Origin of the sequence: Micromonospora costi (assembly GCF_003626655.1) — a bacterium.
Lineage (GTDB): Bacteria > Actinomycetota > Actinomycetes > Mycobacteriales > Micromonosporaceae > Micromonospora > Micromonospora costi.
Map to the genome: position 1 here is coordinate 49,229 of NZ_RBAN01000007.1, position 26,162 is coordinate 75,390.

The window sequence follows — 26,162 nt, forward strand, 5'->3', positions numbered from 1 at the left end:
GCGAACGTCGTGGCCAGGGGTTGCACGGCGTGACCCATCCCGCCCGGCGCGGATCTCGTCCGGAACGCGGGACGGACAGCCTGAGCGCGTCGCGGGAAGTCCGTACGATCTCGTTCCACACCTCGTTTACGCACCAGCGCGCCGATCTGTTTACCGCTGGCCGGAGAAATCCGAGGCGGACTCGAACCTGATCAACTCCGTTTCGCCGATATGGCGGTATCCGCGGCGCGGGGATCCCGCGATATCGGCGATCTGGTGCTGGAAGCAGAGGAGCGACATGGATTTCGCGCTACCGGGCAATCGGCTTCTGGGTTGGGCGGAGTACGGCGATCCGGCCGGGGTGCCCGTGGTGTACCTGCATGGCACGCCAGGTTCTCGCCTCAGCCGCCCGGACGACGCGGCGCTGGTCGGCGTTCGCCTGATCACCGTGGACCGGCCCGGATACGGTCGGTCGACACCTGCCCGGCGGCCGACGCTGCTCGGCGTCGCCGATGCGGTCGGTGCGCTGATGTCATCCCTGGGAATCGAGCGCTTCGGAGTGGTCGGGTTCTCGGGCGGCGCACCGTACGCCGTGGCCTGTGGTGCCCGCTTTCCACAACGCCTGACCGGTGTCGTCGCCGCCGGTTTCACCGGCCCGTACCGGGAGCTGCGGACGGTACGCGGCTGGCAGCGGCTACAAGCGTGGGCGCTTTGCACCATCCCGGGACTCGGCCGCCCCTACGTGGCTCGCGCTGCCGCCTGGTACGCGGAAGACCCCCTCAAACAGCACCGCGAACTGCTCGCGACCGGCCAGGACACCTGGATGCAGCCAGGCGAGGAGTCCAACCTCGAAGGCGCCCGCCAAGGCGCCACCGGCCTGGTCGGCGACTGGCTGGCCACAGACATTCGTCCATGGGGATTCCACCTTCGGGATGTGCCCTGCCGCGTCCTCATCTGGGCTGGTCGACACGACCCCGGCAGAGCTGTTCCCGACGCGCCGCTGATCGCCGCACGGATGCCCGACGCCGAGGTCCGCATCGGTGAGAACGCTGCTCACACACCGTCTCCCGCCCACTGGCGGGACATGCTGACGTGGGTCCAGGGCGGCTAGGCCGTATCCCAGTCGGAGGAAGCCGAGACCTCGTAGGGAATCGTCACCAGAACCTCGGCAGGCCCCTCCACCTTCCACATCCGGACGCAGCAACCGCAGCCGCCTTCCTCTCCGGCGTAGGTCAGAGCGTCCCGGTTGGCGTTCAGCCACACCTCAGCCGCCTCGACCTCGCTCGGCTTGTCTACGGAGGCCGCCATGGTCTGCCGGATCACGCCGAGCACCGTAGCGCATCGGCAGGCTGCCTCGGCCATCGATCGCGTGCTGAGCCAGGAGGGGACGGCGTGGCTGTGCTTAGACTGAGATCAACCAAAGCACGTCGAAACGGCATGTCAACGTCGTTCAGGCTTGGCCTGGTCCGGCCCTGGCGCAACGCGTCCCGACTTACCCCCGACCACCTGCGCCAGCTCCTCGCCGCCGACGGTCAACCCGCCGGGCCACCACCTACCCCGGCACCCGAACCCATGCGGGTGGAACGCCGCGTCAGCTGCCGAGGATCCCTGGTCATCGCCGGTCAACGCATCCACGTCGGCATCGCCCACGCCGGAACATCCCTAACCGTCGAAGCCGCTGGCACCACCTTCCGCGTCTACGACGCCGATCAACTGATCACCGAGGTCGCTCATTGCACCACCAAGGCCATCGCTAGATTCAAAGCCCGTAAACCAGAGCCCCACGACGAGCAGCCGTCCCGCTCGCCCGCCCACCGCAAGGAGTAGCAGCCCGGTGAGCTTTCACATGCACCTGCGGGCCACGGCCTCCAACGAGATCCCACAGGATTTCCCGTCGCTGCATGCCTTCATGTGGGCCGCCTGGGAGGCGCACCCGGAAGAGTACGCAGCCGGCATCGCCGACTCCATCGAGAAGGACTTCGGCCACGTCGACGAGCTCTACACCATGGGCACGGATCAAGGCGACGCCACGAATGCCGCCAGCACTCTGCCGATCTTCGGCGGCCGCCACATATACAGCAGCCCGGTGAAGGACCAACCGCCGTTCGTCATCCTCAACCCCGACGAGACGCGAGGAACGGCCGAGTTCCTCCGCACCCTCTCCTTCGACGAACGCTGGCAGATCGCCGGGGCGAAACTATCCAAGCCATACGTCGGCTGGGAGGACGAGAACGCGGCCAGGAACATCTTCCTCGGCTACCACAACGACTTACGCACCTTCTATGAGCGGACCGCACAAGCCGGACACGCGGTGATCAAAGCCTTTTGGTATTAGGCGCGGTCGGACAACGTGGGCCAGAGCACGTAGCCGCTCACCGGGCAGCTGGCTGCTCTGGAGCAAGATCGTCTAGCCGGACGTGTCACCCACGTCCCGAGACTGATCTGTCACGCAGGTCCTGAGACCCGACACGCCGGCAGCCGGCGTTGTCGTACTCCGGATGATGCGTGACAGGTTGGCGTCGGATGACGCGTTACGCCGTTCGAGGCTGACGCAGCAAATGCAGGTCGTCGCCCCAAGCGTCGAGCACATCGGCAAGACCGCGTTCTCGCGCCAGCCGCTCGATGTCGGGAAATAGCCCAGCTGGGTCGTGCAGGAGCCGCTCCGGAAGCGTGTCGGCGCTCCACGGCTCACCCATTGGACACGTCGTCAGCTCCCACCGCAGGTACTTGTTGTATGGGCGCAGCCGTCCGTGCAGCGCGAAGATCGTGGTCAGCAACCAGGAGACGCTTTCGGCGATGTCCAAGGCCGCGGCCGCCAGGTCACCGTCACGGCGGCTCTTGGCTGCTCGGTAGAGAAGGTTGACGTAGCCGTCGAGGCCTTCGCGGGCCCATGTATTGGCTTCTGCCTGAGTGGGAACGGCCTGTCGCTGAACCAGCTGGGCGATGACGCCATCCAGCTTGTCGACAAGCACCTGAGCACCGCGAAAGGCGTACCGCTGCCATATGTCGGACGTGTCGGCGAGCTCATCGACGGTGCACACGAAGGCATCGACTTCCGCAGTTCGCCGGCCCTGCCACCACGACTCGCGGCGCTCGCTGACGACGACGCACAGGTCGATGTCCGAGTACCGGGTTGCCAAACCTCGGGCCCGTGAGCCGGTCAACACCATGCCGACGACGGCCGGGTCACCGTAAGCCCGCGCCACGAGATCGTTCACGTCCGTCATGGTCACGAGGATCCTCGCGTCGGCAACGTCTTCACCAAACCACGCTGATCACCAACCAAGCCGCCGCAAGCGCGCGGCGACGCTGAGAATGCGCAAGATCAAAGCCGAGTTGTGCCGAATCTGGCCCGCTTCATCTTGTCTCGGCGAGACGCCTGATCACAGGCGGAAATGGTGGAGCCCAGGGGACTTGAACCCCTAACCCCTGCCTTGCAAAGGCAGTGCTCTGCCAGTTGAGCTAGGGCCCCGAGGGCGGGCGGCGCCGCCTGGTCACTGGCGCCGTAGGCGTGGGCCTCAGCGCAGGTCGGGAGCGGTGGTCGCCTCGTGCCAGAGCGCGCGCTCGTCGTTGGAGGCCTTGATCTTCTTGGCCACGACGGCAGCCACGCCGACAACGCCGACCAGAATCAGAAGCTTCTTGACCATGGGGCGACCCCTCGCGCTCGGCTGCCGTCGGACGACGTGCGGTGGGGCTAGCTGGAATCGAACCAGCGACCTCAGAGTTATCAGCTCTGCGCTCTAACCGACTGAGCTATAGCCCCGCGATGCGACGAGCAAGGTTAACCCATGCGCTCGCGCCGCCCCAAATCGGGGGCCGGCCCGCGCGCCGCCGTCGCCGTCGCCGTTTGAACCTACCGGAGTACGGAACGCCGGGGCGACCGCTTTCCGCGGTGCCCCGGCGTCCCGTCGATTCAGTCGCGCTCGGCGAGCGTCAGCTCGACGCCGCCGACCAGGTCGGCGCACACGTTGTAGACGAACGCCCCCAGCGTGGCCAGCGCCGTGAACAGCACGACGTTGACCAGACCGATGAGGGCCGAGCTGAGGATCACGCCCTTCGCGGTGATCTGGAAGCCGTCTGTGCTCTGCCCACCGCCGGCGCTGACCAGGTCGGTCAGGCTGTCGTTGACGCTCTGGAAGACGCCCATGGCGTCCAGGGCGAGGTAGAGCACCGAGGTGGCCACCACGACCACGATGAAGAGCACCACCGACACGGCGAATGCGAACTTCATCACGGACCAGGGGTCGATCCGCTTCAGGTTCAGCCGGGCCCGGCGCGGTCCGCGGGACGCGGCCGAGCTGACCGACGTACGCGCGGCGCGCACCGCGTCACCGACCCGCGCGGCCCCGACGGCGGACGGGTTGCCGATGCCGGGCGGCAGGCCACCGCCGTTGGGCGCCCGACCGGGGCCCGGCCGGGTGGCATCCGGCCCGGCCGCGGCACCGGCGATCCGCGGCTGGGTGCCGGTCGCCGCCCCAGCGGACGCTCCGGCCCGGACCGGGATCGGCTGGGTGCTGGTCGGGCGGGCCCCGCCCGACGCCTTCGCGGCACCGCCACCGCCGGCGGCAGCGGCAGCGGCCTCGGCCGGCACCGCCTCGGTCTTGTCACCGGACCCGGCCTCGTCGTTCGGCTTGTCCGGCGGCGGCGCCATCCCGGGAGCCCGGGTGAATTTCGGGGCAGGCGCGTCGGCGGGGACCGTGGCCCGGCCCACGGCCGCGCGGCCGGTCGCTGGTGCGCCGCTTCCTGCGGCCTCCTCGTCGACCGGGTTGGCCGAGGTCCCCGTGTTCCCCGACTTCGCCTGTGTCTCCGTCATTCAACTAGTCCTGTTCGTCAGGCTCGTCGGCATTGCGAGCAATCGCCACGATAGTCACGCCGTCCGGAAGGTCCATCAGCTTGACCCCCATTGTGTTCCGGTCACGCGTACGGCGTACAGGCTTCACCGGAGTCCGGATGACACCACCGTTGCTGGTGATCGCGAACAGCTCGTCGTCCGGGTCGATCACCACCGCGCCGACCAGACCACCACGTCGCTCTGTGATCTTCGCAGTCAGCACGCCTTTACCTCCCCGGCCCTGCACCGGGTATTCCTCGATGGGGGTACGTTTCGCGTATCCCCCGTTCGTCGCCACCAGCACGTCCATGCCCGGCCGGACCACCTCCATGGCCAGCAGCACGTCGTCCTCGGCGAAACGCATCCCGATCACGCCCGACGTGGCCCGGCCCATGGGCCGCAGCGCCTCGTCCGTGGCGTTGAACCGGATCGCCTGCGCGTTCTTCGACACCAGCAGCAGATCGTCCTCCGGCCCGACCAGGGCGGCACCGACCAGCTCGTCCTCATCGCGCAGGTTGATCGCGATGATGCCGCCGGAACGGTTGGAGTCGAACTCCTCGAGCCGCGTCTTCTTCACCAGGCCGTTCTTCGTGGCCAGTACCAGGTAGGGGGCCACCTGGTAGTTCGGAATTTCGATGATCTGTGCGATCTGCTCGTCCGGTTGGAACGCAAGCAGGTTGGCCACGTGCTGACCCTTGGCCACCCTACTGGCTTCCGGAAGCTCGTACGCCTTCGCCCGGTAGACCCGCCCCTTGTTGGTGAAGAACAGGATCCAGTCGTGCGTCGAGCAGACGAAGAAGTGGCTGACGATGTCGTCCTGGCGCAGCGTGGCGCCGCTGACGCCCTTGCCGCCGCGGCGCTGCGACCGGTACTGGTCGACCTTCGTCCGCTTCGCGTACCCGGTGCGGGTGATCGTGACGACGACGTCCTCGCGGGCGATGAGGTCCTCCATCGAGACCTCGCCGTCGAACGGCACGATCTGGGTCCGCCGGTCGTCGCCCCACTTCGCGACGATCTCGCCCAACTCCTCGGAGACGATCCTCCGCTGCCGCTCCGGCTTGGCCAGGATGTCCTTGAGGTCGGCGATCTCGACTTCAAGCTTGGCCAGGTCGTCGAGGATCCGCTGCCGCTCCAGGGCGGCGAGGCGGCGCAGCTGCATGTCCAGGATCGCGGTCGCCTGGATCTCGTCGATCTCCAGCAGCCGGATCAGGCCCTGGCGGGCGTCCTCGACCGTGGGCGAACGCCGGATGAGGGCGATCACCTCGTCGAGGGCGTCGAGCGCCTTGGCCAGACCGCGCAGGATGTGCGCCCGCTCCTCGGCCTTGCGCAGCCGGAACGCGGTGCGCCGGCGGATGACCTCGACCTGGTGGTCGACGTAGTAGCGGATGAACTGCGCCAGGTTGAGCGTGCGCGGCACCCCGTCGACCAGCGCCAGCATGTTGGCGCCGAACGTCTCCTGGAGCTGGGTGTGCTTGTAGAGGTTGTTGAGCACCACCTTGGCGACCGCGTCGCGCTTGAGCACGAGCACGATCCGCATACCCGTACGCCCGGAGGACTCGTCGCGGATGTCGGCGATGCCGCCGAGCTTGCCCTCCTTGATCAGCTCGGCGATCCGCTCGGCGAGGTTGTCCGGGTTGACCTGGTAGGGCAGCTCGCTGACCACCAGCGCCGCACGGCCGCGCTTGTCCTCCTCGACCTCCACCACGGCCCGCATCCGGATGGAGCCGCGGCCGGTCCGGTACGCGTCCTGGATGCCGGCGGTGCCGACGATCAGACCGTGGGTCGGGAAGTCCGGGCCCTTGACGATGCCCAGCAGCGCCTCGAGCGTGGTGGCCTCGTCCGCCTCCGGGTTCTCCAGGCACCACTGCACGGCCGCGCCGATCTCGCGCAGGTTGTGCGGCGGGATCTTGGTGGCCATGCCGACCGCGATGCCCTCGGACCCGTTGATGAGCAGGTTCGGGATCCGCGACGGCAGGATCGTGGGCTCCTTGGCCCGGCCGTCGTAGTTGTCCTGGAGGTCGACGGTGTCCTCGTCGATGTCCCGCAGCATCTCCATGGCGAGCGGGTCGAGCTTGCACTCGGTGTACCGCATGGCGGCCGCGGGGTCGTTGCCGGGCGAGCCGAAGTTGCCGTTGCCGTCGACCAGCGGGTAGCGCAGCGACCAGGGCTGTGCCATCCGCACGAGCGCGTCGTAGATCGCGGAGTCACCGTGCGGGTGGAACTGACCCATGACGTCGCCGACGACGCGGGAGCACTTCACGTAGCCGCGGTCCGGCCGGTAGCCGGAGTCGAACATCGCGTAGAGGATCTTGCGGTGGACCGGCTTGAGCCCGTCCCGGACGTCCGGCAGCGCGCGCCCGACGATGACGCTCATCGCGTAGTCGAGGTAGGAGCGCTGCATCTCCACCTCGAGCCCGACCGGTTCGATCCGGTCGTGCGCAACCACGGCGCCGGCGGCCTCGGTGGCCTCGGGCTCGTTCGGTGTGGACTCGGGGGAATCGGTCACTGTTTACCCTTATCAGACTCAGAGTCGTTTTCGTGCTGTGGATAACCGCTGTGGATAGCGGCCAAGTTGTGGATAACTCTGTGGACCAGTGGGCCGGCCGATGGCTGTCGACCGGCCCCCTGGTGACCGTCAGATGTCCAGGAAGCGCACGTCCTTCGCGTTGCGCTGGATGAACGACCGGCGTGCCTCGACGTCCTCACCCATCAGGACGCTGAACAGCTCGTCGGCCGTTGCCGCGTCGTCGAGCGTGACCTGACGCAGGGTGCGGGTCGCCGGGTTCATGGTGGTCTCCCACAGCTCGGGATAGTTCATCTCGCCGAGACCCTTGAACCGCTGGATGTCGTCCGGCTTGGCATTGGGCTTCTGCTGCTGGCGCAGGGCGATCAGGCCGTCGCGCTCCCGGTCGGAGTACGCGTACTGCGCGTCGTCGCCCTTCCGGTTCCACTTGATCTTGTAGAGCGGAGGTGCGGCCAGGTAGACGTGACCCAGCTCGACCAGCGGCCGCATGAAGCGGAAGAGCAGGGTGAGCAGCAGCGTCTGGATGTGCTGACCGTCGACGTCCGCGTCGGCCATCAGCACGATCTTGTGGTAGCGCAGCTTCTCGATGTCGAAGTCGTCGTGGATGCCGGTGCCCAGCGCCGTGATGAGCGCCTGGACCTCGTTGTTCTTCAGCACCCGGTCGATCCGGGCCTTCTCCACGTTGAGGATCTTGCCGCGGATCGGGAGGATCGCCTGCGTACGCGGGTCACGCCCCTGCTTCGCCGACCCACCGGCCGAGTCGCCCTCGACGATGAAGACCTCGGACTCGCGCGGGTCGGTGGACTGGCAGTCGGCCAGCTTGCCCGGCATCGAGCCGGACTCCAGCAGCGACTTGCGCCGGGCCAGCTTGCGCGCCTGCTGGGCCGCGATCCGGGCCCGTGCCGCCTGCGACGCCTTCTGGATGATGAGCTTCGCCTCGGCCGGGTTCCGGTCGAACCAGTCGACCAGCCACTCGTTGCAGACCCGCTGCACGAAGCTCTTGACCGGCGTGTTGCCGAGCTTGGTCTTCGTCTGGCCCTCGAACTGCGGGTTGGCCAGCTTCACCGAGATGATCGCGGCGAGCCCCTCGCGGATGTCCTCGCCGGAGAGCTTCTCGTCGCTCTTGAGCAGCTTCCGGTCGGTGCCGTACCGGTTCACCACGCTCGTGAGCGCTGCCCGGAAGCCCTCCTCGTGCGTACCGCCCTCGTGGGTGTTGATCGTGTTGGCGAAGGTGTAGACCGACTCGCCGTACGACTCGTTCCACTGCATGGCGATCTCGACCGACATGCCCTCTTCCTCGGCGCCGAACTCGACCACCGTGCGGTGGATCGGGTTCTTCGAGGCGTTCAGGTGCCGGACGAAGTCGGCGATGCCGCCCTTGTAGAGGAAGGTGACCTCGCGCGGCTTGCCGTCCTCGTCCTCCGCGCGCTCGTCGAGCAGGTGGATGGTGAGGCCGCGGTTCAGGAACGCCATCTCCTGCAGCCGCCGGTAGATGGTCTGGAAGTCGAAGTCGACCGTCTCGAAGACGGTCGGGTCGGGCCAGAACGAGACCGCCGAGCCGGTGCGGTCCGTCGTCTCGCCCTTCTCCAGCGGGTTGGGCTTGGAGTTGGCGTAGCTCTGCCGCCACACGAACCCGTCCTTGTGGATCTCCACGAACATCCGCGTGGAGAGCGCGTTCACCACGGAGACGCCCACGCCGTGCAGACCGCCGGAGACGGCGTACGCCTTGCCGTCGAACTTGCCGCCCGCGTGCAGCACCGTGAGTGCCACCTCGACACCCGGCTTCTTCAGCTTGGGGTGCAGGTCGACCGGGAAGCCGCGGCCGTTGTCGGTGACCCGGACCCCGCCGTCGGCCAGCAGCACCACGTCGATGGTGTCGCAGTAGCCGGCCAGCGCCTCGTCGACCGCGTTGTCCACGACCTCCCAGACGAGGTGGTGCAGGCCCCGCTCACCGGTCGACCCGATGTACATACCGGGCCGCTTCCGGACGGCCTCCAGCCCCTCGAGAACGGTGATCGATTCTGCGCCGTACTGCTGCTTGTCCTGCGCTGCCACCCTCGGCCACTTTCTCGCGCCGTCGACGCCGGTTGGGCGCGTCTGGCGCGGGTTCGGCGGACAGGACGCGACGTCGGCGCGGACCGCCGCCGGAGGAGTCCGGTCACGGGTCGGTACGCGCCGGTCGCCGCGGTTGCCCGCGGATCGCGATCGGCTCGACCCGACGTGGACAATGATCGCGGGCCCCCCTTTCGGGGCCCGTGTCCGTCGCTCCGCACCGGGTCTTCGTCTCTGCATCAATCTTACTGTGCGCTGGCGGTGGAACCGCCACTCGGCACCCTCGCAAAGGGGCTCAGAACTCCGTAGCCGGCCGAATCCTGCCGCCCGCGACTCCCCCTACACGCCAACGCCCGATCGACGTGCGGCGCCGCGCGGCGGGTGCACCCGCTGCCGGGCGGGTCGGGGGGTTCCGGACGGTCCGGCGGTGCCGTACGTTGGCGGCGGTCCCGGAGCCGCCTTGATCTTTTTCGAACGGCGGTTCCGGAGCCGACTTGATCTTTTCCGAGCGGAACCGGACGATCGACCCGATCGACCCCCACACGTGCTCTTAAGAGGTGACCCCAGATGGGGCTGGACAACGTCGCGGTGCACTGGCCGCGGACCGGCCGCTTCTACGACCCGGTCGCACCGGCCGAGTTCGTCGACTTCGGCGAGATCGTCGACATGCCACGGATCTCCGCGCCGACAGCCGCGCTGGCCGAACTGATCGCCAAGACCGGCACTGTCCGGGCCACGGCGTACACCGAACTGGTGGACCTCCTGCTCGGCCTCGACGGTGTGCTGTACGCCACTGACGCCGCCGCCGAGGACGAGGACCCGGTGATCGACCCGGACGGCTGCGCCTGGATCGCCGACGGCATCGAGCGGTTCGTGGCCGGGCACCGCGAGTACGGCGAGGCGGTGACGTTCGACTCGGTGAGCGCGGTGCTGCGCGCGTTGCTCGCCGACGGGCGCCTGGCCGAGCAGCAGCTGCGCTGGCTGGACGGTCGGCTCGACGCGCTGCGCGACGAGAGCGGCAACCCGCCGCAGTGGGAGTTCACCTGCGCCGAACTGGGCGTGCTGGCCGCCTTCTACCGGCGCTGCGCCGACCGCGGCTTCGCCGTCTACGCCGAGTCGGAGGCGCCCCGCCGGGCCACCCCCTCCTGACACGACCGGGCCGGCCCGCGCGTGACGGTCGCCGCTCGTGGTGAGGCCGCGTCGACCCGCTCCTGATGCCGCCGGGTCAGCCGACCGGCCCGGCACCGGCGGCCCGGTTCGCCGCCGCGATGACCTCGGTGAGCGCGCCGTGCAGTTGCCGCAGCTCCGCGAGCGGCAGACCGAGCCGCGCCACGATCGCGGGCGGGATCTCCTCGGCCCGGGCCCGCAGCGCCTGCCCGCTCGCCGTGAGCGTGACCGCGAGGCTCCGCTCGTCGGCGGGGTCGCGCTCGCGGCGTACGTAGCCGTTCGCCTCCAGCCGCTTCAGCAGCGGTGAGAGGGTGCCCGGGTCGAGCTGGAGCAGGCGGCTGAGGTCGCGTACCGACAGCGGGGCGTGTTGCCAGAGGGCGAGCATCACCAGGTACTGCGGATGGGTCAGGCCCATCGGCTCCAGCAGGGGGCGGTAGACCGCCACGACGCTGCGCGCGGCGACCGACAGCGCGAAGCACACCTGCTCTTCCAGCGCCAGCGGGTCCGCGCCGCCCAGCTCGTGATCCACTGCTCGACCCCCTCCTCGACCGGCTGCTATGGTACCGATGTTTGGTGCCCCAATGATTGGTACACCAATTGTTGCGGCCTGACGAGACGGGAGGCGGTGGCATGGGCGACGAGAAGCCGGTCCGGGCGCCGGGTGAGGGCGGCCGTTTCTGGAGGTGGGCGTACCGGTACCTGGCCGGCCCCGCCGAGGTGCAGGGCGCCGTGTACGGCGGCTCGACCGAGGCCCGTGAGGGGTGGAAACGCGACCTGGAGAACCGCAAGCGCTACAGCCGCGAGCAGCGGGAGCGTAAGCGGGCCGCCCGGGAGGCCCGGCGCGGCGAGGGCTGATCCCCGGCCCGGCCGTCAGCCGTACGTGTCGCGGGGGCCGCGGCCGCGCACCCGGCGGGGGCCGCGGGACCACGACGGCGCCGCCGGGCCGTGGATGTGCAATTTGCGTACGACGTTGTGGCCGACCTCGCGGGCGATCTGCTTGAGCAGCGAGCCGGCGAGCAGGCGCAGCTGGGTCGCCCAGGCGGTCGACCGGGCCTCCACGGTGAGTTCGCCGTTCTCCAGCTTCACCGGGCGGCTGTGCTGCGCCACCTCGGGCCCGACAACACGTTCCCACGCGCCGAAGACGGTCGCCTCGGCCGCCGGCTGCTGCCAGCCGCGTGCCTTCACGAGCCGGTCCAGCACGGCACCGAGCGGCTGGGGGTCGCGGGGATCCGGTCCCGGCCCGGAGTAGCCGCGCAGCCGCCGCTCGCCGCCGCCGGATCCGGCGGACGGGCCGCGCCGGCGGGTCTTCCCGGCGGCCTCCCGCCGCGCCTTCGCGGCGTCCAGCACCGCGCGCGCCAACTCCGGCCCCGAGGGCCCGTCCGCCGTCGCGGCGCCGTCTCCATTCGCCGGCGTGGCGGCCTCGGAAGCGGCGTCCCGGCGCCCCGGTTCATCCGACACGACGCACCGTCCCCTCACCGACCTCGAACCGGGTGCCCCGCAGGGCCGCGGGCACGTCGTCGTCCACGGCACAGGTCACCAGAAGCTGGCTCGCCCCGCCGACCAGCTCGGCCAGCCGCTCCCGCCGACCGGCGTCCAGCTCGGCGAAGACATCGTCGAGCACCAGCACCGGCTCGATCCCGTCGGCGCGCAGCAGGTCGTAGCCCGCGAGGCGGAGGGCCAGCGCGAACGACCACGACTCGCCGTGGCTCGCGTACCCCTTGGCGGGGAGCGGACCGAGGGTGAGCGCCAGCTCGTCACGGTGCGGGCCGACGAGGGTGGTGCCCCGCTCAATCTCCGCGGTGCGGGACTCGGCGAGGGCCGCGGTCAGCGCCTCGGCGAGCGCCGCCCGGTCGGTTGTCGGCTCGGGAAGCTCCACCGACGGCCGGTACGCGATCCCCGCGGCGCCGCGTCCGGCGGCGACCGCGTCGTACGCCTTCGCCACGTGCGGCGCCAGAGCGGCGACCAGTTCGAGCCGACCGGCGAGCAGGTCCGCGCCGTGCTGGGCCAGGTGGGTGTCCCAGACGGCGAGCGTGGAGAGGTCACCGCCGCGGGCCCCGCCGGTCTTGCGGGCCAGGTACGACGTACGCAGCAGCGCGTTGCGCTGCTTGACCACCCGCTCGTAGTCGGCGCGTACCCCGGCGAACCGTGGCTGCCGGCTGACCAGCAGGTCGTCCAGGTAGCGCCGGCGTTCGGCCGGGTCGCCGCGGACGAGTTCCAGGTCCTCCGGAGCGAAGAGCACCAGCCGCAGCGCGCCGAGAACGTCGCGGGCACGGCGGGCCGGGGAGCGGCCGAGCCGGGCCCGGTTCGCCTTACCCGGGACGATCTCCAGCTCGACCAGCAGCTCCCGGCCCTCGTGCACGATCGCGCAGCGGATCACCGCCGACGCCGCGCCCATCCGCACCAGCGGCGCGTCCGTGGCGACCCGGTGGCTGTCCAGGGTCGCCACGTAGCCCAACGCCTCGACCAGGTTGGTCTTGCCGACGCCGTTGGCGCCGATCAGGACGTTCGCCCCCGGCTCGAGGTCCACGCCGACCCGCTCGTACGAGCGGAAGTCGACCAGTTCGAGCCGGCGGACGTACACGGGGGTGCGGCTGCCGTCAGCGCTTGCGGACGGCGTGCCCGCCGAACTGCTGGCGCAGCGCAGCCACCGCCTTCATCGCGGGCGAGTCGTCCTGCCGGGAGGCGAAGCGCGCGAACAGCGAGGCGGTGATGACGTTCAGCGGCACGGCGAGCCGGACCGCCTCGTCCACCGTCCAGCGGCCCTCGCCGGTGTCCTCGGTGTAGCCGCTCAGCTCCGACAGCTCCGGGTCCTCGTCGAGGGCGCGGTCGAGCAGGTCGAGCAGCCACGAGCGCACCACCGTGCCCTCGCGCCACGACTTGAACACCCCGGGCACGTTGGTGACCAGCTCGGACGCGGCGAGCAGCTCGTAGCCCTCGGCGTACGCGTGCATGAGGCCGTACTCGATGCCGTTGTGCACCATCTTGGCGTAGTGACCGGCGCCGACCGGGCCGGCGTGCACGAAGCCGAACTCGCCGGCCGGCTTGAGCGACTCGAAGATCGGCATGAGCCGCCCGACGTGCTCCTCGGAGCCGCCGACCATCAGCGCGTACCCGTTCTGCCGGCCCCAGACGCCACCCGAGACGCCGACGTCGATGTAGCCGATGCCGCGGTCGTTGAGCCGCTCGGCCCGGGGCGCGTCGTCGCTGAACCGCGAGTTGCCGCCGTCGATGATGATGTCGCCCTCGCCGAGCGCGTCGGCGAGCTCGTCGATGGTCGCGTCGGTGACGCCGGCCGGGACCATGACCCAGACGGCACGCGGCGACTCGAGCTTCTCCGCCAGCTCCGCGAGGGAGGCAACGTCGCTCAGCTCCGCGTTGTGGTCGAAACCGACCACCTCGTGCCCGGCGGCGCGCAACCGCTCGCGCATGTTGCCGCCCATCCGGCCGAGACCTACCAGGCCGAGCTGCATGTGTACTTACCTCCGGTGCGTGGGTGTTGCGGGTGCGATCAGCGGGACACGCGGATCGGCATGATGAGGTACCGGTACCCGGGCACGACCTCGCCATCCTCGCCGGCGGGCGAAATCACCGCAGGCTTGAACGCGTCGACGAACGACAGCACGGCGGTCTGCGCGCCGAGGTTGGCCAGCCCGTCGATCAGGTACTGCGGGTTGAAACCGATGGTCAGCGGGTCACCGGTGAAGGTGGCCTCCATCGCCTCGCTCGCCCGGGCCTCCTCCGAGCCGCCGGCCTCGACCACGAGGCCGTCGGCGCTGAAGCTGAGCAGCACCGGCGTGGTGCGCTCGGCGACCAGCGCGACGCGCTTGACGACCTCGATGAGGGTGCTGACCGGCACCCGGGCCTCGGCGTTGTGGCTCGCCGGGAACAGCGAGCGGACCGGCGGGTAGTTGGCGCCGTCGAGCAGCCGGCTCGTGGTGCGGCGGGTCCCACCGGCGAAGCCGATCATGCCCTCGCCCGCGCCACCGGTGGCCAGCGCCAGGGTGACCTCGCCGCCGAGCGGGCCGAGGGCCTTGGCGGTGTCGTGCAGGGTGCGCGCGGGCACCAGGGCGTTGATGCTCACCTCGGGGTCGTCCGGGTTCCACTGGATCTCGCGCAGCGCCAGCCGGTAGCGGTCGGTGGCGAGCATCGCCAGCGTGCTGCCGGACAGCTCGATCCGTACGCCGGTCATCATCGGCAGCGTCTCGTCCCGCCCGGCGGCGACGGCCACCTGGGCGACCGCGGAGGCGAAGGTGGCCGCGTCGATGGTGCCGGCGCTCTGCGGCATCTCCGGCAACGACGGGTAGTCCTCCACCGGCATGGTGGGCAGGGTGAACCGGGCGCTCCCGCAGACCAGTTCGAGGTGGGCGCCGACCGCGGCGATGTCCACCGGCTTGGCGGGCAGCGCCTTGGTGATCTCGGCCAGCAGCCGGCCGGAGACCAGCGCGGCCCCGTCGGCGTCGCCCTGGACCTCCACGGTCACCTGACTGGAGACCTCGTAGTCGAACCCGGAGACCTGCAGGCTGCCGTCGGTGACCCGGAGCATCACGCCGGCCAACACCGGAACGGACGGCCGGTTGGGCAGGCTCTTCGCGGTCCAGGCCACGGCCTCGGCGAGCGCGTCGCGCTCCACTCGGAACTTCATCAATGCCTCCGCGTCGACGTCAGCGACAACTCTCTCATGCCGGCCGCTGCCTGCCGACCCGCCTGACGGTGCGGGTACCTATCGCACCTTAGGGCGCGATGGCATCGGCTGTGCGCCCGACCCCGTCCAGGGAGTCGGTGCTCACCACTGGCCCGGCAGCGTCCGGCCCGATCCACAGAAAGTCCAACGGTGATGATTGGTTTTTGTTCTTTTAGAAGAGATAACTCATCGTCTTCATCGCACCTGTGCAAACTGTGGAGAACCCGCGTTCGCGCAGGTGAGACACGTTATCCACCGGTGTTCTCGCTGTGGAGAACCCGGGTGTAAACCCGTGTGGTGGTCCACAGCCGGCGTCGCGGCGCGAGTTGTCCACCGTTGTCCACCGGTTGTCCACCGCTTGTCCACGGACTTTCTCCCCAGGCCTGTGGACCGCCCGGACGGTCCCGACCGTCGTCATCCCCAGAACCTTCAACAGGCTGCCCACAGGTCGACCGCCATCGGTGGATGACGGAGACGGTTGTCCCCACCCGTCCACACGCTGTCCCCAGGGGTAGTCCACAGGCTGTGGGTAACCGGGGACGGACCGAGCGTAGTTATCCACCGACGGTGGACAACGAGCTGTGGACAACGAGAGGGCGCGGTGGATGGACACGGCCCGATCGTGTGGGCTCGACCGGGTCGAGGGTCAAGCTCCGTCGGGGTGTGGACAGAAAAAGGCCCGGCCGTGGACACGGCCGGGCGGTCGTCGCGGGCCCCGGAGGACCGCGTACGCCTCAGGTGTTCTGCTTGATCCGGTTGGTCAGCTCGGCGATCTGGTTGTAGAGCGAGCGGCGCTCGGCCATCTGCTGGCGGATCTTGCGGTCGGCGTGCATGACGGTGGTGTGGTCCCGGCCGCCGAACGCCTGCCCGATCCGGGGCAGGGAGAGGTCGGTCAGCTCCCGGCACAGGTACATGGCCACCTGACGCGCGTTCACCAGCACCCGGGAGCGGGAGTGCCCCCGCAGGTCCTCCAGGCTCACCCCGAAGTAGTCGGCGGTGGAGACCATGATCTGGTCGGCGGTGATCTCCGGCCCGGCGCCGTCCGGGATGAAGTCCCGCAGCACCTCCTCGGCCAGCGACAGCTCGACGGTGGACCGGGTGAGGCTCGCGAACGCGGTCACCCGGATCAGGGCGCCCTCGAGTTCCCGGATCGAGTTCGACACCCGGGACGCGATGAACTCCAGCACGTCCGGCGGCGCGAACAGCCGCTCCTGCGCCGCCTTCTTCTGCAGGATCGCGATCCGCGTCTCCAGGTCCGGCGGCTGGATGTCGGCGAGCAGGCCCCACTCGAACCTGGTCCGCAGCCGGTCCTCCAGCGTCGCCAGCTGTTTGGGCGACCGGTCGGAGGTGATCACGATCTGTTTGTTGGCGTTGTGCAGGGTGTTGAAGGTGTGGAAGAACTCCTCCTGCGTCCGTTCCCGGTTTTCCAGGAACTGGATGTCGTCGATCAGGAGGATGTCCACGTCCCGGTAGCGCCGCTGGAACGCGCTGGTCTTGTCGTCCCGCAGCGAGTTGATGAAGTCGTTGGTGAACTCCTCGGTCGAGACGTACCGGACCGAGCGGGCGTTGCCCAGCGTCGTGGCGTAGTGCCCGATGGCGTGCAGCAGGTGGGTCTTGCCCAGACCGGAGCTGCCGTAGATGAAGAGCGGGTTGTACGCCTTCGCCGGCGACTCGGCCACGGCCACCGACGCGGCGTGCGCGAAGCGGTTGGACGAGCCGATGACGAACGTCTCGAACATGTACTTCGGGTTGAGCCGGTTGCCGCCGGTGTCGGCGCCGGGCAGCCGGCGGTCGTCGCGCAGGCCCGGCCGGTGGTCGGGGCCACCACGACCCGGCCCGCTGTCGGTCCCGCCGTCGCGGGGCAGCGGCCGGATCACGTGCTGGTCGCGGGGGGAGGCCGTGTCGTCGCGGTACCGGACGTCGTACGCGCGCGGGTCGGGCCCCGGCGGGTCCAGCCGGGCGGCCTGCTCGTCGAAACCGCGCCGCTCGGGCGCCGGCCGGGGCGCCGGCGCGGGAGCCGACTCGACGAAGGCGGCGCTGAAAAGGGTCTCCTGCGCGTTCCGGTCGGTGTCGGCGAGACCTGGGTGGGGCTCGGCGAGCGGCGCCGGCTCCGGCGCACGCTCGGGCTGCGGCTGTTGCGGGATCGGCAGCTCGGCCGCGGCGGGCTCGTCGATCAGGGCGGGCGGACGGACCTCGAAGTCGGCCGGTCCCGGTTCCGGGCTGCTGCGGTACACCGTGCCGGCCGGCCGGCCTGCGCCGTCCTCGGCGACCCGGACGGTGACGGCGACCTGGATCGGCCGGCCCAACCGGCGGGTGAGCGCCTCGGTGATGGCCGGCCGCAGCCGTGACTCGATCACGTCCCGGGTGAAGGCGTCCGGCACGGAGAGCAGCGCGGTGTCCTCGACGATCGCCCGCAGCCGGGTCAGCCGCAGGTACGCCCGCTGCTGCGCGGAGATGATCTCGTCGGCGAGCTCGTCGGTCGTCGCCGTCCACACCGCGGCAAGGTCGGTCGTACCGGCCACCGTCGTGCCACCCCCTCGCCTCTGCTCCCGGCCGCCGCTGTCTGCCAGCCGGCCGTCCCGGGCCCGCCGCGTTCACCTGGGCGGTTCCTCACCACCCGAACGGCCGACCAGTCGTCGTCCACAAGTTATCCACAGCCTGTGTACCGACCGATTGTGGCCGTTCGTCGGACGCGGGTGGGACCTGCCCCTGCCTGAACGGGCGCTGAAGCGGGTACACCGTGCCGAACGATTCACTACCTTGTCCGGTCTTGCCGGCCAGCGACGACCTGACCCCCCGACGCCGACCGCAATCGGGCACGGTAACAGCGTTGTCCCTGAGCCATCAACCGCCGACGCGGCCCGGGCGTTGTCGGTATGAGTGAAAACCGCCGCTTCGGTCGTCGGCGCGTCCGGCTGGATCCGTACTGTGCCGTTTGACGGTCATTGCCCCCCTGCGTAGGCTGGAGCGGCTGCTCTCACGCCCTCTGCTAGGGTGATGAGTGCTTGCTGTCCGCGAAACGCCTCCGGTTCCCGCCGGGGTCCGCATCGCCGGGCAGCGTTGATCGGAGGCCACCGCGAGTGGCCTGGACCACCACACGACTCCGGGTCCTCACCACCCCGGCGTACGACAACGGAGAGCCTGACGTGAGCAAGCGCACCTATCAGCCGAACAACCGCCGGCGCGCGAAGACCCACGGCTTCCGGCTGCGCATGCGCACCCGGGCCGGTCGCGCCATCCTTTCGACCCGTCGCGCCAAGGGCCGCGCCCGCCTGTCGGCCTGAGGCCGATCTGGGCAGGTCCGGGGGGACGTGGGCAGTCGTGCTGGCGGCCGCACAGCGACTGCGGCGCAGCACTGACTTCGCCGCAGCGGTCCGGGCTGGCCGGCGCGCCGGCCGTGGCGCCGTCGTGGTGCACCTGACCCTGCCGGCCACGCCAGACCCCGCGACACCGACATCGCCGGAGCCGGCGCGGATCGCCGGTGCGGAGACCACCTCCACACCGACCCGCGCCGGCTTCGTCGTATCCAAGGCCGTGGGGCCCGCCGTCGTCCGTAACCGGGTCCGCCGTCGCCTGCGGCACCTGGTCCGCGAGCGGCTGGCCGGGCTGCCGTCGGGCAGCACCCTGGTCGTCCGGGCGCTGCCGGCGGCCGCCGACGCGTCGTACGCCCGGCTCGGCACCGACCTGGACGCCGCGATCGCCGCGGCGCGCGCACCCCGGGGGCGGCGGCGGTGAGCACCGACCCGACCGTCGACCGGCCCACCAGCGCGGCCGCCCGTGTGCTGATCTGGCCCATCATCGCGTACCGTCGGTGGATAAGTCCGGCACTGCCGGCCCGCTGTCGGTTCTACCCGTCGTGCAGTGCGTACGCCCTCGAGGCGGTGGCCCGGCACGGCGCGGTCCGAGGAGCCGGCCTCGCGGTCCGGCGGTTGTTGCGCTGCCACCCCTTCCACCCAGGTGGACATGACCCGGTGCCGGAGCCGGGCGGTCGCCGACGTGCCGATGTGACTGGAGCTCCGAATTGAGTCTTGACTGGATCTACTACGCGATTTCGTGGATCCTGCTGACCTGGCATTCCGCGTGGGACGCCATCGGAGTGCCCGTCGACGCCGTCATCGGGACGAACTTCGCCTGGATCCTGGCCATCATCTTCCTGGTGGTCACCGTCCGGGTGATCCTGTTCCCGGTCTTCGTCAAGCAGATCAAGTCGCAGCGCGCCATGCAGGCGCTGCAGCCCCAGGTCAAGGCGCTGCAGGAGAAGCACAAGGGTGACCGGGAGACGCTCCAGAAGGAGATGATGGAGCTCTACCGGAAGGAAAAGGCCAACCCGCTCATGGGCTGCCTTCCGATGTTCCTCCAGATCCCGGTCTTCCTGGGCCTCTTCCACGTGCTGCGGCGGCTCGACCCGGCCAAGCAGGCCAAGACGCTGTACGGCTGGTCGGTCGAGCAGTTCGACAGCGCCTCCAACGCGAAGCTGTTCACCGCCCCGATCGCCGGCAAGTTCCAGTCGACCACCGACGAGCTGGCGCGGCTCGGCGCCAACGGCACCACCGTGAAGATCATCGCTGGTGTCCTGGTCCTGGTCATGATGGGCACGACCTACCTCACCAGCCGTCAGATGATCCTCAAGACCGGCTGGGCCGAGGACCCGCAGCAGCGGATGATCCAGCGGCTGATGCTCTACGGCATCCCGCTCTCGCTGCTCGTCTCCGGCGCGATCTTCCCGATCGGCGTGATCATCTACTGGGTGACCAACAACCTGTTCACGCTTGGCCAGCAGCAGTGGGTGCTGCGCAAGTACCCGCCGCCGGTCACCGCCACCAAGAAGGCCACCCCGGCGGCCCGCAACCCGGTGCAGCCGGCCCGGCAGGGCGGGTTGTTCGGCCGGAGCAAGCCGGCCCCGCAGCCGCCCGCCAAGGCCGCGGCTCCGAAGGTCGCCGCCCCGAAGCCGGGTGCCAAGCCGGTCAACCCGAAGAAGGGACGCCCCGCCAAGCGGCAGGGCTAGCGTGACTCCGGGCCACCGTGCGGGAGACCGCCGGTGGCCCGTTCCGCACCGTGCAGCCGCCGTACGGCCGGCGCCGGGCGGAATGCACCGCGCACGGCGCGGGCACGGGCGACACTGCCCGTACAGACGTGCCTGCGGGCGCCGGCGACCTCCCGCCGGGCCCTGCGGGAGACCAGCGGACCCCCGACGGTCCGGCCGAGCGAGTACGGAGATGAGACCGTGACCGACACCAGCATCCCCCGCGCCGACGAGTCTCTGGACGAGGGGACCGCCCCGATCGAGGCGAGCGACGACACCGACACCGACATCGAGGCCGACGAGGCCGAGGAGGCCGGCGCCGAGGCGGGGAGGGAGAAGAAGGCCCCGGCCGACAGCGAGCTGTTCCGGCAGAGCGAGATCGCGGCCGACTACGTCGAGGGCCTGCTCGACATCCTCGACTACGACGGCGACATCGACGAGCTGGTGTCCGGTGGCCGCCCGGTCGTCGAGGTCGTGGGCGGCCGGCTGCAGAGCCTCGTCGGTCAGCGCGGCGCCACCCTGGAGGCGCTCCAGGAGCTGGCCCGCCTCGCCGTCTTCCGGCAGACCGGCTCGCCGAGCCGGCTGCTGCTCGACGTCGGTGGCTACCGCGCCACCCGCCGCAAGGAACTCGCCGCGGTGGCCCGCAACGCGGTGGAGAAGGTCAAGGAGTACGGCGAGCCGGTCCGCCTGGAGCCGATGTCCGCGTTCGAGCGCAAGTGCGTGCACGACGTGGTCAACGCGATGGCCGGCGTGGAGAGCGAGTCCGAGGGTGTCGAGCCGAACCGGCGCATCGTCGTCCGGCCGGTGGACTGACCGCGTGACCCACGACGACAGCGCGGCCCGAGCCGCGGCCGGCCCGGGTGACACCTCACCCGGGCCGTCGGCTGTCCGGCCCGGCTCGCGCGCCGGTGGTTCGTCGTCGGCACGTGCCGGCGGCCCGTCGTCGGCACGCGCCGGTGGTTCGTCGTCGGCTCGCGCCGGTGGTCCGTCGTCGGCACGTGCCGGCGGCCCGGCCGGTGGGGACCGGGTACCGGCCTCGACGGTCGACGCCCCGGACCCGGCGGGCGCCACGTTGCCACCGGAGCTGGCCGCCGCGGCCCGTACCCTCTTCGGCGATCGGCTCGACCTCGCTGCCGCGTACGCCGAACTGCTGGCGACCGACGGCGTGGTCCGCGGCCTCATCGGCCCCCGCGAGACGCCGCGGCTCTGGGACCGGCACCTGTTGAACTGCGCCGCGGTGGCCGAACGGATTCCGGAGGGCGCCGAGGTGCTGGACGTCGGTTCCGGCGCGGGTCTGCCCGGCCTGGTCCTGGCGATCGCCCGGCCCGACCTGACGGTCACGCTCGTCGAGCCGCTGGCCCGCCGTACCTCCTTCCTGACCGAGGCGGTCGACGAACTCGGCCTCGGTGGGACCGTCCGGGTCTTCCGCGGGCGGGCCGAGGAGGCCGCCAGCGGCTCAGCTCCGCTGCATGCCGACGTGGTGACCGCCCGCGCGGTGGCACCGCTCGACCGGCTCGCTGCGTGGTGCCTGCCCCTGGCCGTGCCGGGTGGGCGCCTGGTCGCGCTCAAGGGCGCCACGGCCGCCGAGGAGGTCGCCGAGCACGCCGCCGCCGTGGCCGCACTCGGCGGTGGAGAGCCAGCCGTCCAGCGGTGCGGTGTCGGCGTGATCGATCCGCCGACGACGGTCGTCGAGGTGGTCCGGGAGCGTGTGGTGGCGCCGGCGCGCGCGGCGACCGCTCGGAAGTCCCGGGGCGGCAGGGCCCGCCGGCGCTGACCGGCCCGTTGCTGGCGGCTGGGGTGGGCGGCCGGGGTTGGCGGGCCGCCCGCGTCGCTCGTTGCGGCGACGCGTCTGCCGTTTGTCTGTGACGCCGATCGCCCTGCGGATCGCCGCTGTCGGGTCGTCGTGGCCGGTTCCCGGCGCTGACCAGCGTCTCGGCCGCCTCGGCGCCTTTCCCGACCGGCGGTTAGGTCGTTGAACCGGTGCGGGTGGAAGGGAAAGGATGAGAACCCGACGTGGACCGGCCGCGCCCGTCCACCGTAGGCTGGCCGCGCGTCGATAGTGTGGGGCGGGCGGCGGCGTTGACGGTGCCGGCCGCTCTCGCCGGCCGCAGGCACCGCGGGATGCGTGCGCGGCGTGGCCAGTTGACGGGTGCCGACCGACCATCCGAAGCGGGCAGGGATGACAGGTGCATGACGACGGCAGGTACGACGACCCACGCGGGTCGGCCAGCGACCATGTTTCACGTGAAACCAGCTACCCCGGTTGGTCTCCCGGCGGGTCGTCGGGGACCTCAGGCGCCGGCCCGTCGGCGGACGGCGTGACCCCGGGGTCGGAAGCGCCCGAGCCCACGCCGGTCCGGCGGTCGGCGGAGGCCGTGTCGCGCCCAGCCAACGCACCCGCGGACGGCCGGTCGGACGGGACCCGACGGAACGCGACCGCCTCGGCGCGGTTCGAGCCGGCGGTGCCGCAGCAACCGACCCCCGATGCGGTGCGCGACGCGGCTCCGCATCCGCCCGTGGCCGGGGCGGTCGAGCCGTACGCGGACGTGTCCGTTGACCCCTCGTTCGTTCCACGTGAAACGGCCGAAGACGATGATCCACCGTTGGCTATGGAGGCGATGCGCGCCGTGCAGATCCTGAATCCCAGTGGCGAGGTGACGATGCCTCGGCCGGAGCGGACCCGGGTCATGTGCGTCGCGAACCAGAAGGGCGGCGTGGGTAAGACGACCACCACCGTCAACCTGGCCGTGGCACTCGCCCTGCACGGCAACCGCGTGCTGGTGATCGACCTCGACCCGCAGGGGAACGCCTCCACCGGGCTCAACGTTCCGCACCACACCGGCGTGCCGGACGTCTACGACTGCCTCATCAACAGCCTGCCGCTGGAGGAGGTCGCCCAGACGGTCGAGGGCATCCCGAACCTCTGGTGCGTCCCGGCCACCATCGACCTCGCGGGCGCGGAGATCGAGCTTGTCTCCGTAGTGGCTCGCGAGTCCCGCCTGGCGCGCGCCATCAACGCCTACCCGGGCCACTTCGACTACGTCTTCATCGACTGCCCGCCCTCGCTGGGCCTGCTCACCGTGAACGCTCTGGTGGCGGCCGAGGAGGTGCTGATCCCGATCCAGTGCGAGTACTACGCGCTGGAGGGGCTGAACCAGCTGATCAACAACATCAACCTGGTCCGTCAGCACCTCAACCCGAAGCTCGAGGTGTCCACGATCCTGCTCACCATGTACGACCGGCGCACCCGGCTGGCCGACGCCGTCGAGCAGGACGTCCGGAACCACTTCGGCGACAAGGTCCTCCGGGCGGTCATCCCGCGGAACGTCCGCGTCTCCGAGGCACCGAGCTACGGGCAGTCGGTCATGACCTACGATCCCGGTTCGCGGGGTGCCACGAGTTACTTCGAGGCGGCCCAGGAGATCGCGGACCGCGGGGTCAAGGAGCCGGTGGGCCGGAATGCGTAGCGCGGAACAGTCGTCGGGAGGCATGGCATGAAGAACCGTCCACGGGGCGGTCTGGGTCGAGGCCTGGGGGCGCTCATTCCGACCGGGCCGGCACCTGGGGCCGAGGCGGATGTGACCGAGGCGGCGGGCGCCACGCCCGCGGCCGCGGTGGCTACCGGGGCGATCGTCCCGCCGACGTCGCCGGCTCCGCTGCCTCCGGCACCGTCCGAGTCGGCGCTGAGCCCGGTGCCCGGAGCACGCTTCGCCGAGATCCCGGTCGACGCCATCGTGCCCAACCCGAAGCAGCCCCGGCAGGTCTTCGACGAGGACGCCCTCGAGGAACTGAAGACCTCGATCCAGGAGGTCGGCTTCCTCCAGCCCATCGTCGTACGCCAGCTCGACGACGAGAAGTACGAACTCGTCATGGGCGAGCGCCGGTGGCGGGCCGCGCAGGCAGTCGGCAAGGAGAACATCCCGGCGATCGTGCGGGACACCCGGGACGACGCGATGCTCCGGGACGCGCTCCTGGAGAACATCCACCGGGCGAACCTCAACCCGCTGGAAGAGGCGGCGGCGTACCAGCAACTCCTTGAGGAATTCGGCGCCACCCACGAGGAGCTGGCCCGCCGGATCGGGCGCAGCCGGCCGCAGATCTCGAACACGATCCGGCTGCTGAACCTCCCGGCCCAGGTGCAGCTCCGCGTCGCCGCTGGCGTCCTGTCCGCCGGGCACGCCCGCGCGCTGCTGAGCCTCGACGACGCGGAAGCCCAGGAGCAGCTGGCCCTGCGCATCGTCGCCGAGGGCCTCTCCGTACGGGCCACCGAGGAGATCGTGGCCCTGGCGCTCACCGACGGCCCGGCGAAGACGCCGGCCGCGAAGCGACGTACGAAGCCCCACGCGCCGGCGCTCAACGACCTGGCGGACCGCCTGTCCGACCGCTTCGACACGCGGGTGAAGGTGGACATCGGTCGGAACAAGGGCAAGATCACGATCGAGTTCGCCACGGTTGACGACCTCGAGCGGATCGTCGGCATCATCGGTGTCGAGAAAGAAGACTCCGCCGGCTGACCCGGACGCCGCAGACGGCCGCATGCCCCTGAGGGTGTGCGGCCGTCTGTGTTCCGGATGGGCGACGTGTCCGGGTGAGTGACGTGTCCGGGTGAGCGACGTGGGCGACGGCCGGTCAACGTGGAGTCAGGGGCCCTCTCGCGGGGCCGTGCCGTGCCGTGGTGTCGGCGATTCCTGGTGCCTTTGCTGTCGCGCCAGCGAGCGCCGTCCGCTGCGGGAACCGCCACGTGTCCACCACGCTGCCCGGTCGTGAGCAGGCTGCACGCGTCGCCTCGCTTCTTTTCGCTCCCATCACCCTGCCGTCCATCCAACCGGCTGCCCGGCGTCGACCGGCGCGGTCGCCTGCTCGCCATCCATCCGGAACAAGATCGACTCCACCTCGCCGATATGGCGGGTTCCCCGCGCACCGGACACCGTCACATCGGCGATCTGGTGCCGATCACGCGCCCTCGCCTGGCGTCGCCCGGAAGGGGATCTCTTTGCTGACGGGCCGTATGCACCCTTGGGTGAGCGGCCTACCCCCTCCACCCTCATGGCCGCTGGAGGGAGGCGAACTCGGGAGCGGGTTGGCGGTTGGTAAGGGCGCGTATCGCGAGCGGGCGCCGTCGGCGTTCGCTTGAATCGTGGCGAGTCGAGGCGAGCTGGATCGCTGGTTCCACGTGAAACAACAGGCGCGACGAGGCGACCCACGCTGCTTTGCCGGTCCTGTCTCGCCACCACCCCTGGGTCGTCGAATCTGCCCGGTGCCCGGTGCCCGGTGCCCGGTGCCCGGTGCCCGATACGGAATCGCCCCGGCTGGTCCCCCAGGAGGGACACGCCGCCGGACTCCTCGTCGATTCCGCGAGTACTTCAGCCGGCCGGCCAGTCCCACACGATCCAGCACCGCGAGGCACAGGTGCGAGCCTTTCGTCCGCCGGCACTCCGGGGGCGCACGGGCAGACACCATCCGCTAGCCCGGCCGAGCCGGCCAGTCGATCCAAGTGACCCTGCCACCTATGGTCGGATCAGAACTGCCCTTAGGCCGGCCTGAGGGGCTGCTGTCCTGAGGGGCTGCCAGTTTCACGTGAAACGGGACCGCGGGCCGGAGGCGGCCGGCTGCCCGCCGATCCGTGACGGCAGCGAGACGCTCCGGGCGGCGAGACGCTCCGGGCGACGCAACGCCAAGGCGACGCAACGCCTGGGCACTCGGCCCGTCGCCCCGTCGCCCGGTCGGCCACGACTCTCGACGTCCGTGGCGCTACCGGGCCGAGCGGGTGCGGCACGCGGGGCATACGACAGCGGCGCCCCGACCGGATGGCCGGGGCGCCGCTGGGCGTCGGTGTGCAGGTCGCCTCTCGGCGAGTGGCTCGACGCGGCTCCAGCCGGACGGTATTCCGCGAAGGCAATTAGGT

25 protein-coding genes and 2 tRNA genes are annotated in these 26,162 nt (G+C 70.5%); 13 read left to right on the forward strand and 14 right to left on the reverse strand.

The genetic code is table 11. From position 1 onward, the window contains the following. Positions 1–277 precede the first annotated feature (277 nt). A complete protein-coding gene (locus D7193_RS29015) occupies positions 278–1,090 on the forward strand; it encodes an alpha/beta fold hydrolase (RefSeq protein ID WP_120782840.1) in 813 nt (270 codons plus the stop codon). On the opposite strand, the gene D7193_RS29020 is transcribed toward D7193_RS29015, so the two are convergent. Next, positions 1,087–1,302 (reverse strand): hypothetical protein, encoded by a 216-nt coding sequence (locus tag D7193_RS29020; protein WP_206612020.1) that lies wholly within the window; start codon positions 1,300–1,302, stop codon positions 1,087–1,089. The genes D7193_RS29015 and D7193_RS29020 overlap by 4 nt on opposite strands. A gap of 114 nt (positions 1,303–1,416) precedes the next feature. Between D7193_RS29020 and D7193_RS29025 the strand changes: the two genes are divergently transcribed. Then, on the forward strand, positions 1,417–1,806 hold the full coding sequence (locus tag D7193_RS29025; protein WP_241563602.1) for a hypothetical protein: 390 nt from the start codon (positions 1,417–1,419) through the stop codon (positions 1,804–1,806). 7 nt (positions 1,807–1,813) lie between these two features. Continuing rightward, complete coding sequence (locus D7193_RS29030; protein ID WP_120782842.1) at positions 1,814–2,314, forward strand: DUF1877 family protein; 501 nt, start codon at positions 1,814–1,816, stop codon at positions 2,312–2,314. Positions 2,315–2,510: 196 nt separating this feature from the next. Here D7193_RS29030 and D7193_RS29035 read toward each other — a convergent pair whose 3' ends face one another. The 7 genes from D7193_RS29035 to gyrB form a co-directional block, all read right to left on the reverse strand. Then, the gene (locus D7193_RS29035; RefSeq protein WP_147434471.1) at positions 2,511–3,206 is read right to left on the reverse strand and encodes a nucleotidyltransferase domain-containing protein; all 696 of its coding nucleotides are present in this window, start codon (positions 3,204–3,206) and stop codon (positions 2,511–2,513) included. A 169-nt stretch (positions 3,207–3,375) separates the two neighbouring features. Continuing rightward, positions 3,376–3,451, reverse strand: a tRNA-Ala gene (locus D7193_RS29040). 46 nt (positions 3,452–3,497) lie between these two features. Beyond that, on the reverse strand, positions 3,498–3,626 hold the full coding sequence (locus D7193_RS34400) for a DLW-39 family protein (protein WP_240032904.1): 129 nt from the start codon (positions 3,624–3,626) through the stop codon (positions 3,498–3,500). A gap of 42 nt (positions 3,627–3,668) precedes the next feature. Further along, positions 3,669–3,742 (reverse strand) — tRNA-Ile (locus D7193_RS29045). A gap of 150 nt (positions 3,743–3,892) precedes the next feature. Then, positions 3,893–4,792: a DUF3566 domain-containing protein gene (locus tag D7193_RS29050; RefSeq protein WP_120782844.1), complete on the reverse strand. Its 900-nt coding sequence runs from the start codon at positions 4,790–4,792 to the stop codon at positions 3,893–3,895. A 4-nt stretch (positions 4,793–4,796) separates the two neighbouring features. Next, positions 4,797–7,316 carry a DNA gyrase subunit A gene (gyrA, locus tag D7193_RS29055; RefSeq protein ID WP_120782845.1) on the reverse strand — a complete coding sequence of 840 codons (2,520 nt, stop codon included), beginning with the start codon at positions 7,314–7,316 and terminating at the stop codon, positions 4,797–4,799. Between the two features lie 129 nt (positions 7,317–7,445). Further along, positions 7,446–9,389, reverse strand: a complete 1,944-nt coding sequence (gene gyrB, locus D7193_RS29060) for a DNA topoisomerase (ATP-hydrolyzing) subunit B (RefSeq protein WP_120782846.1) — start codon at positions 9,387–9,389, stop codon at positions 7,446–7,448. Between the two features lie 564 nt (positions 9,390–9,953). On the opposite strand from gyrB, the gene D7193_RS29065 reads away from it, so the two are divergent. Next, positions 9,954–10,535 (forward strand): hypothetical protein, encoded by a 582-nt coding sequence (locus D7193_RS29065; protein ID WP_120782847.1) that lies wholly within the window; start codon positions 9,954–9,956, stop codon positions 10,533–10,535. Positions 10,536–10,611: 76 nt separating this feature from the next. On the opposite strand, the gene D7193_RS29070 is transcribed toward D7193_RS29065, so the two are convergent. Beyond that, positions 10,612–11,082: a MarR family winged helix-turn-helix transcriptional regulator gene (locus D7193_RS29070; RefSeq protein WP_241563604.1), complete on the reverse strand. Its 471-nt coding sequence runs from the start codon at positions 11,080–11,082 to the stop codon at positions 10,612–10,614. A gap of 101 nt (positions 11,083–11,183) precedes the next feature. Here D7193_RS29070 and D7193_RS29075 point away from each other — a divergent pair, with 101 nt between their 5' ends. Further along, complete coding sequence (locus D7193_RS29075; protein WP_120782848.1) at positions 11,184–11,408, forward strand: hypothetical protein; 225 nt, start codon at positions 11,184–11,186, stop codon at positions 11,406–11,408. Positions 11,409–11,423: 15 nt separating this feature from the next. Here D7193_RS29075 and D7193_RS29080 read toward each other — a convergent pair whose 3' ends face one another. The 5 genes from D7193_RS29080 to dnaA all read right to left on the reverse strand — a co-directional run bounded on the left by D7193_RS29080 (position 11,424) and on the right by dnaA (position 17,756). After that, complete coding sequence (locus D7193_RS29080) at positions 11,424–12,011, reverse strand: DciA family protein (protein ID WP_120782849.1); 588 nt, start codon at positions 12,009–12,011, stop codon at positions 11,424–11,426. Continuing rightward, positions 12,001–13,134, reverse strand: coding sequence for a DNA replication/repair protein RecF (gene recF / locus D7193_RS29085; protein ID WP_120782850.1), 1,134 nt, complete (start codon positions 13,132–13,134; stop codon positions 12,001–12,003). Before recF ends, D7193_RS29080 begins: the two co-directional genes overlap by 11 nt. A 16-nt stretch (positions 13,135–13,150) precedes the next feature. Further along, positions 13,151–14,023, reverse strand: a complete 873-nt coding sequence (gene gnd, locus D7193_RS29090; RefSeq protein WP_120782851.1) for a phosphogluconate dehydrogenase (NAD(+)-dependent, decarboxylating) — start codon at positions 14,021–14,023, stop codon at positions 13,151–13,153. Positions 14,024–14,061: 38 nt separating this feature from the next. Continuing rightward, entirely contained in the window at positions 14,062–15,195 is a 1,134-nt protein-coding gene (gene dnaN, locus D7193_RS29095) for a DNA polymerase III subunit beta (protein ID WP_120782852.1), read from the reverse strand. A gap of 773 nt (positions 15,196–15,968) precedes the next feature. Further along, complete coding sequence (gene dnaA, locus D7193_RS29100; protein WP_120782853.1) at positions 15,969–17,756, reverse strand: chromosomal replication initiator protein DnaA; 1,788 nt, start codon at positions 17,754–17,756, stop codon at positions 15,969–15,971. 624 nt (positions 17,757–18,380) lie between these two features. Between dnaA and rpmH the strand changes: the two genes are divergently transcribed. The 8 genes from rpmH (at position 18,381) to D7193_RS29140 (ending at position 24,771) form a co-directional block, all read left to right on the forward strand. Further along, complete coding sequence (rpmH, locus tag D7193_RS29105; protein ID WP_007073824.1) at positions 18,381–18,518, forward strand: 50S ribosomal protein L34; 138 nt, start codon at positions 18,381–18,383, stop codon at positions 18,516–18,518. Positions 18,519–18,555: 37 nt separating this feature from the next. Continuing rightward, positions 18,556–18,969 (forward strand): ribonuclease P protein component, encoded by a 414-nt coding sequence (gene rnpA, locus D7193_RS29110; protein WP_120782854.1) that lies wholly within the window; start codon positions 18,556–18,558, stop codon positions 18,967–18,969. A 44-nt stretch (positions 18,970–19,013) separates the two neighbouring features. Next, positions 19,014–19,259: a membrane protein insertion efficiency factor YidD gene (gene yidD, locus D7193_RS29115; RefSeq protein WP_206612021.1), complete on the forward strand. Its 246-nt coding sequence runs from the start codon at positions 19,014–19,016 to the stop codon at positions 19,257–19,259. After that, positions 19,256–20,239 carry a membrane protein insertase YidC gene (yidC, locus tag D7193_RS29120; protein ID WP_120782856.1) on the forward strand — a complete coding sequence of 328 codons (984 nt, stop codon included), beginning with the start codon at positions 19,256–19,258 and terminating at the stop codon, positions 20,237–20,239. Before yidD ends, yidC begins: the two co-directional genes overlap by 4 nt. A 219-nt stretch (positions 20,240–20,458) precedes the next feature. Continuing rightward, complete coding sequence (locus tag D7193_RS29125) at positions 20,459–21,070, forward strand: Jag family protein (protein ID WP_120782857.1); 612 nt, start codon at positions 20,459–20,461, stop codon at positions 21,068–21,070. A 259-nt stretch (positions 21,071–21,329) separates the two neighbouring features. Then, positions 21,330–22,031 carry a 16S rRNA (guanine(527)-N(7))-methyltransferase RsmG gene (gene rsmG / locus D7193_RS29130; protein WP_241563628.1) on the forward strand — a complete coding sequence of 234 codons (702 nt, stop codon included), beginning with the start codon at positions 21,330–21,332 and terminating at the stop codon, positions 22,029–22,031. A 412-nt stretch (positions 22,032–22,443) separates the two neighbouring features. Then, positions 22,444–23,724 carry a ParA family protein gene (locus D7193_RS34670; protein ID WP_120782858.1) on the forward strand — a complete coding sequence of 427 codons (1,281 nt, stop codon included), beginning with the start codon at positions 22,444–22,446 and terminating at the stop codon, positions 23,722–23,724. Positions 23,725–23,751: 27 nt separating this feature from the next. Further along, positions 23,752–24,771 (forward strand): ParB/RepB/Spo0J family partition protein, encoded by a 1,020-nt coding sequence (locus D7193_RS29140; RefSeq protein ID WP_120782859.1) that lies wholly within the window; start codon positions 23,752–23,754, stop codon positions 24,769–24,771. The last annotated feature ends 1,391 nt before the right edge of the window (positions 24,772–26,162 follow it).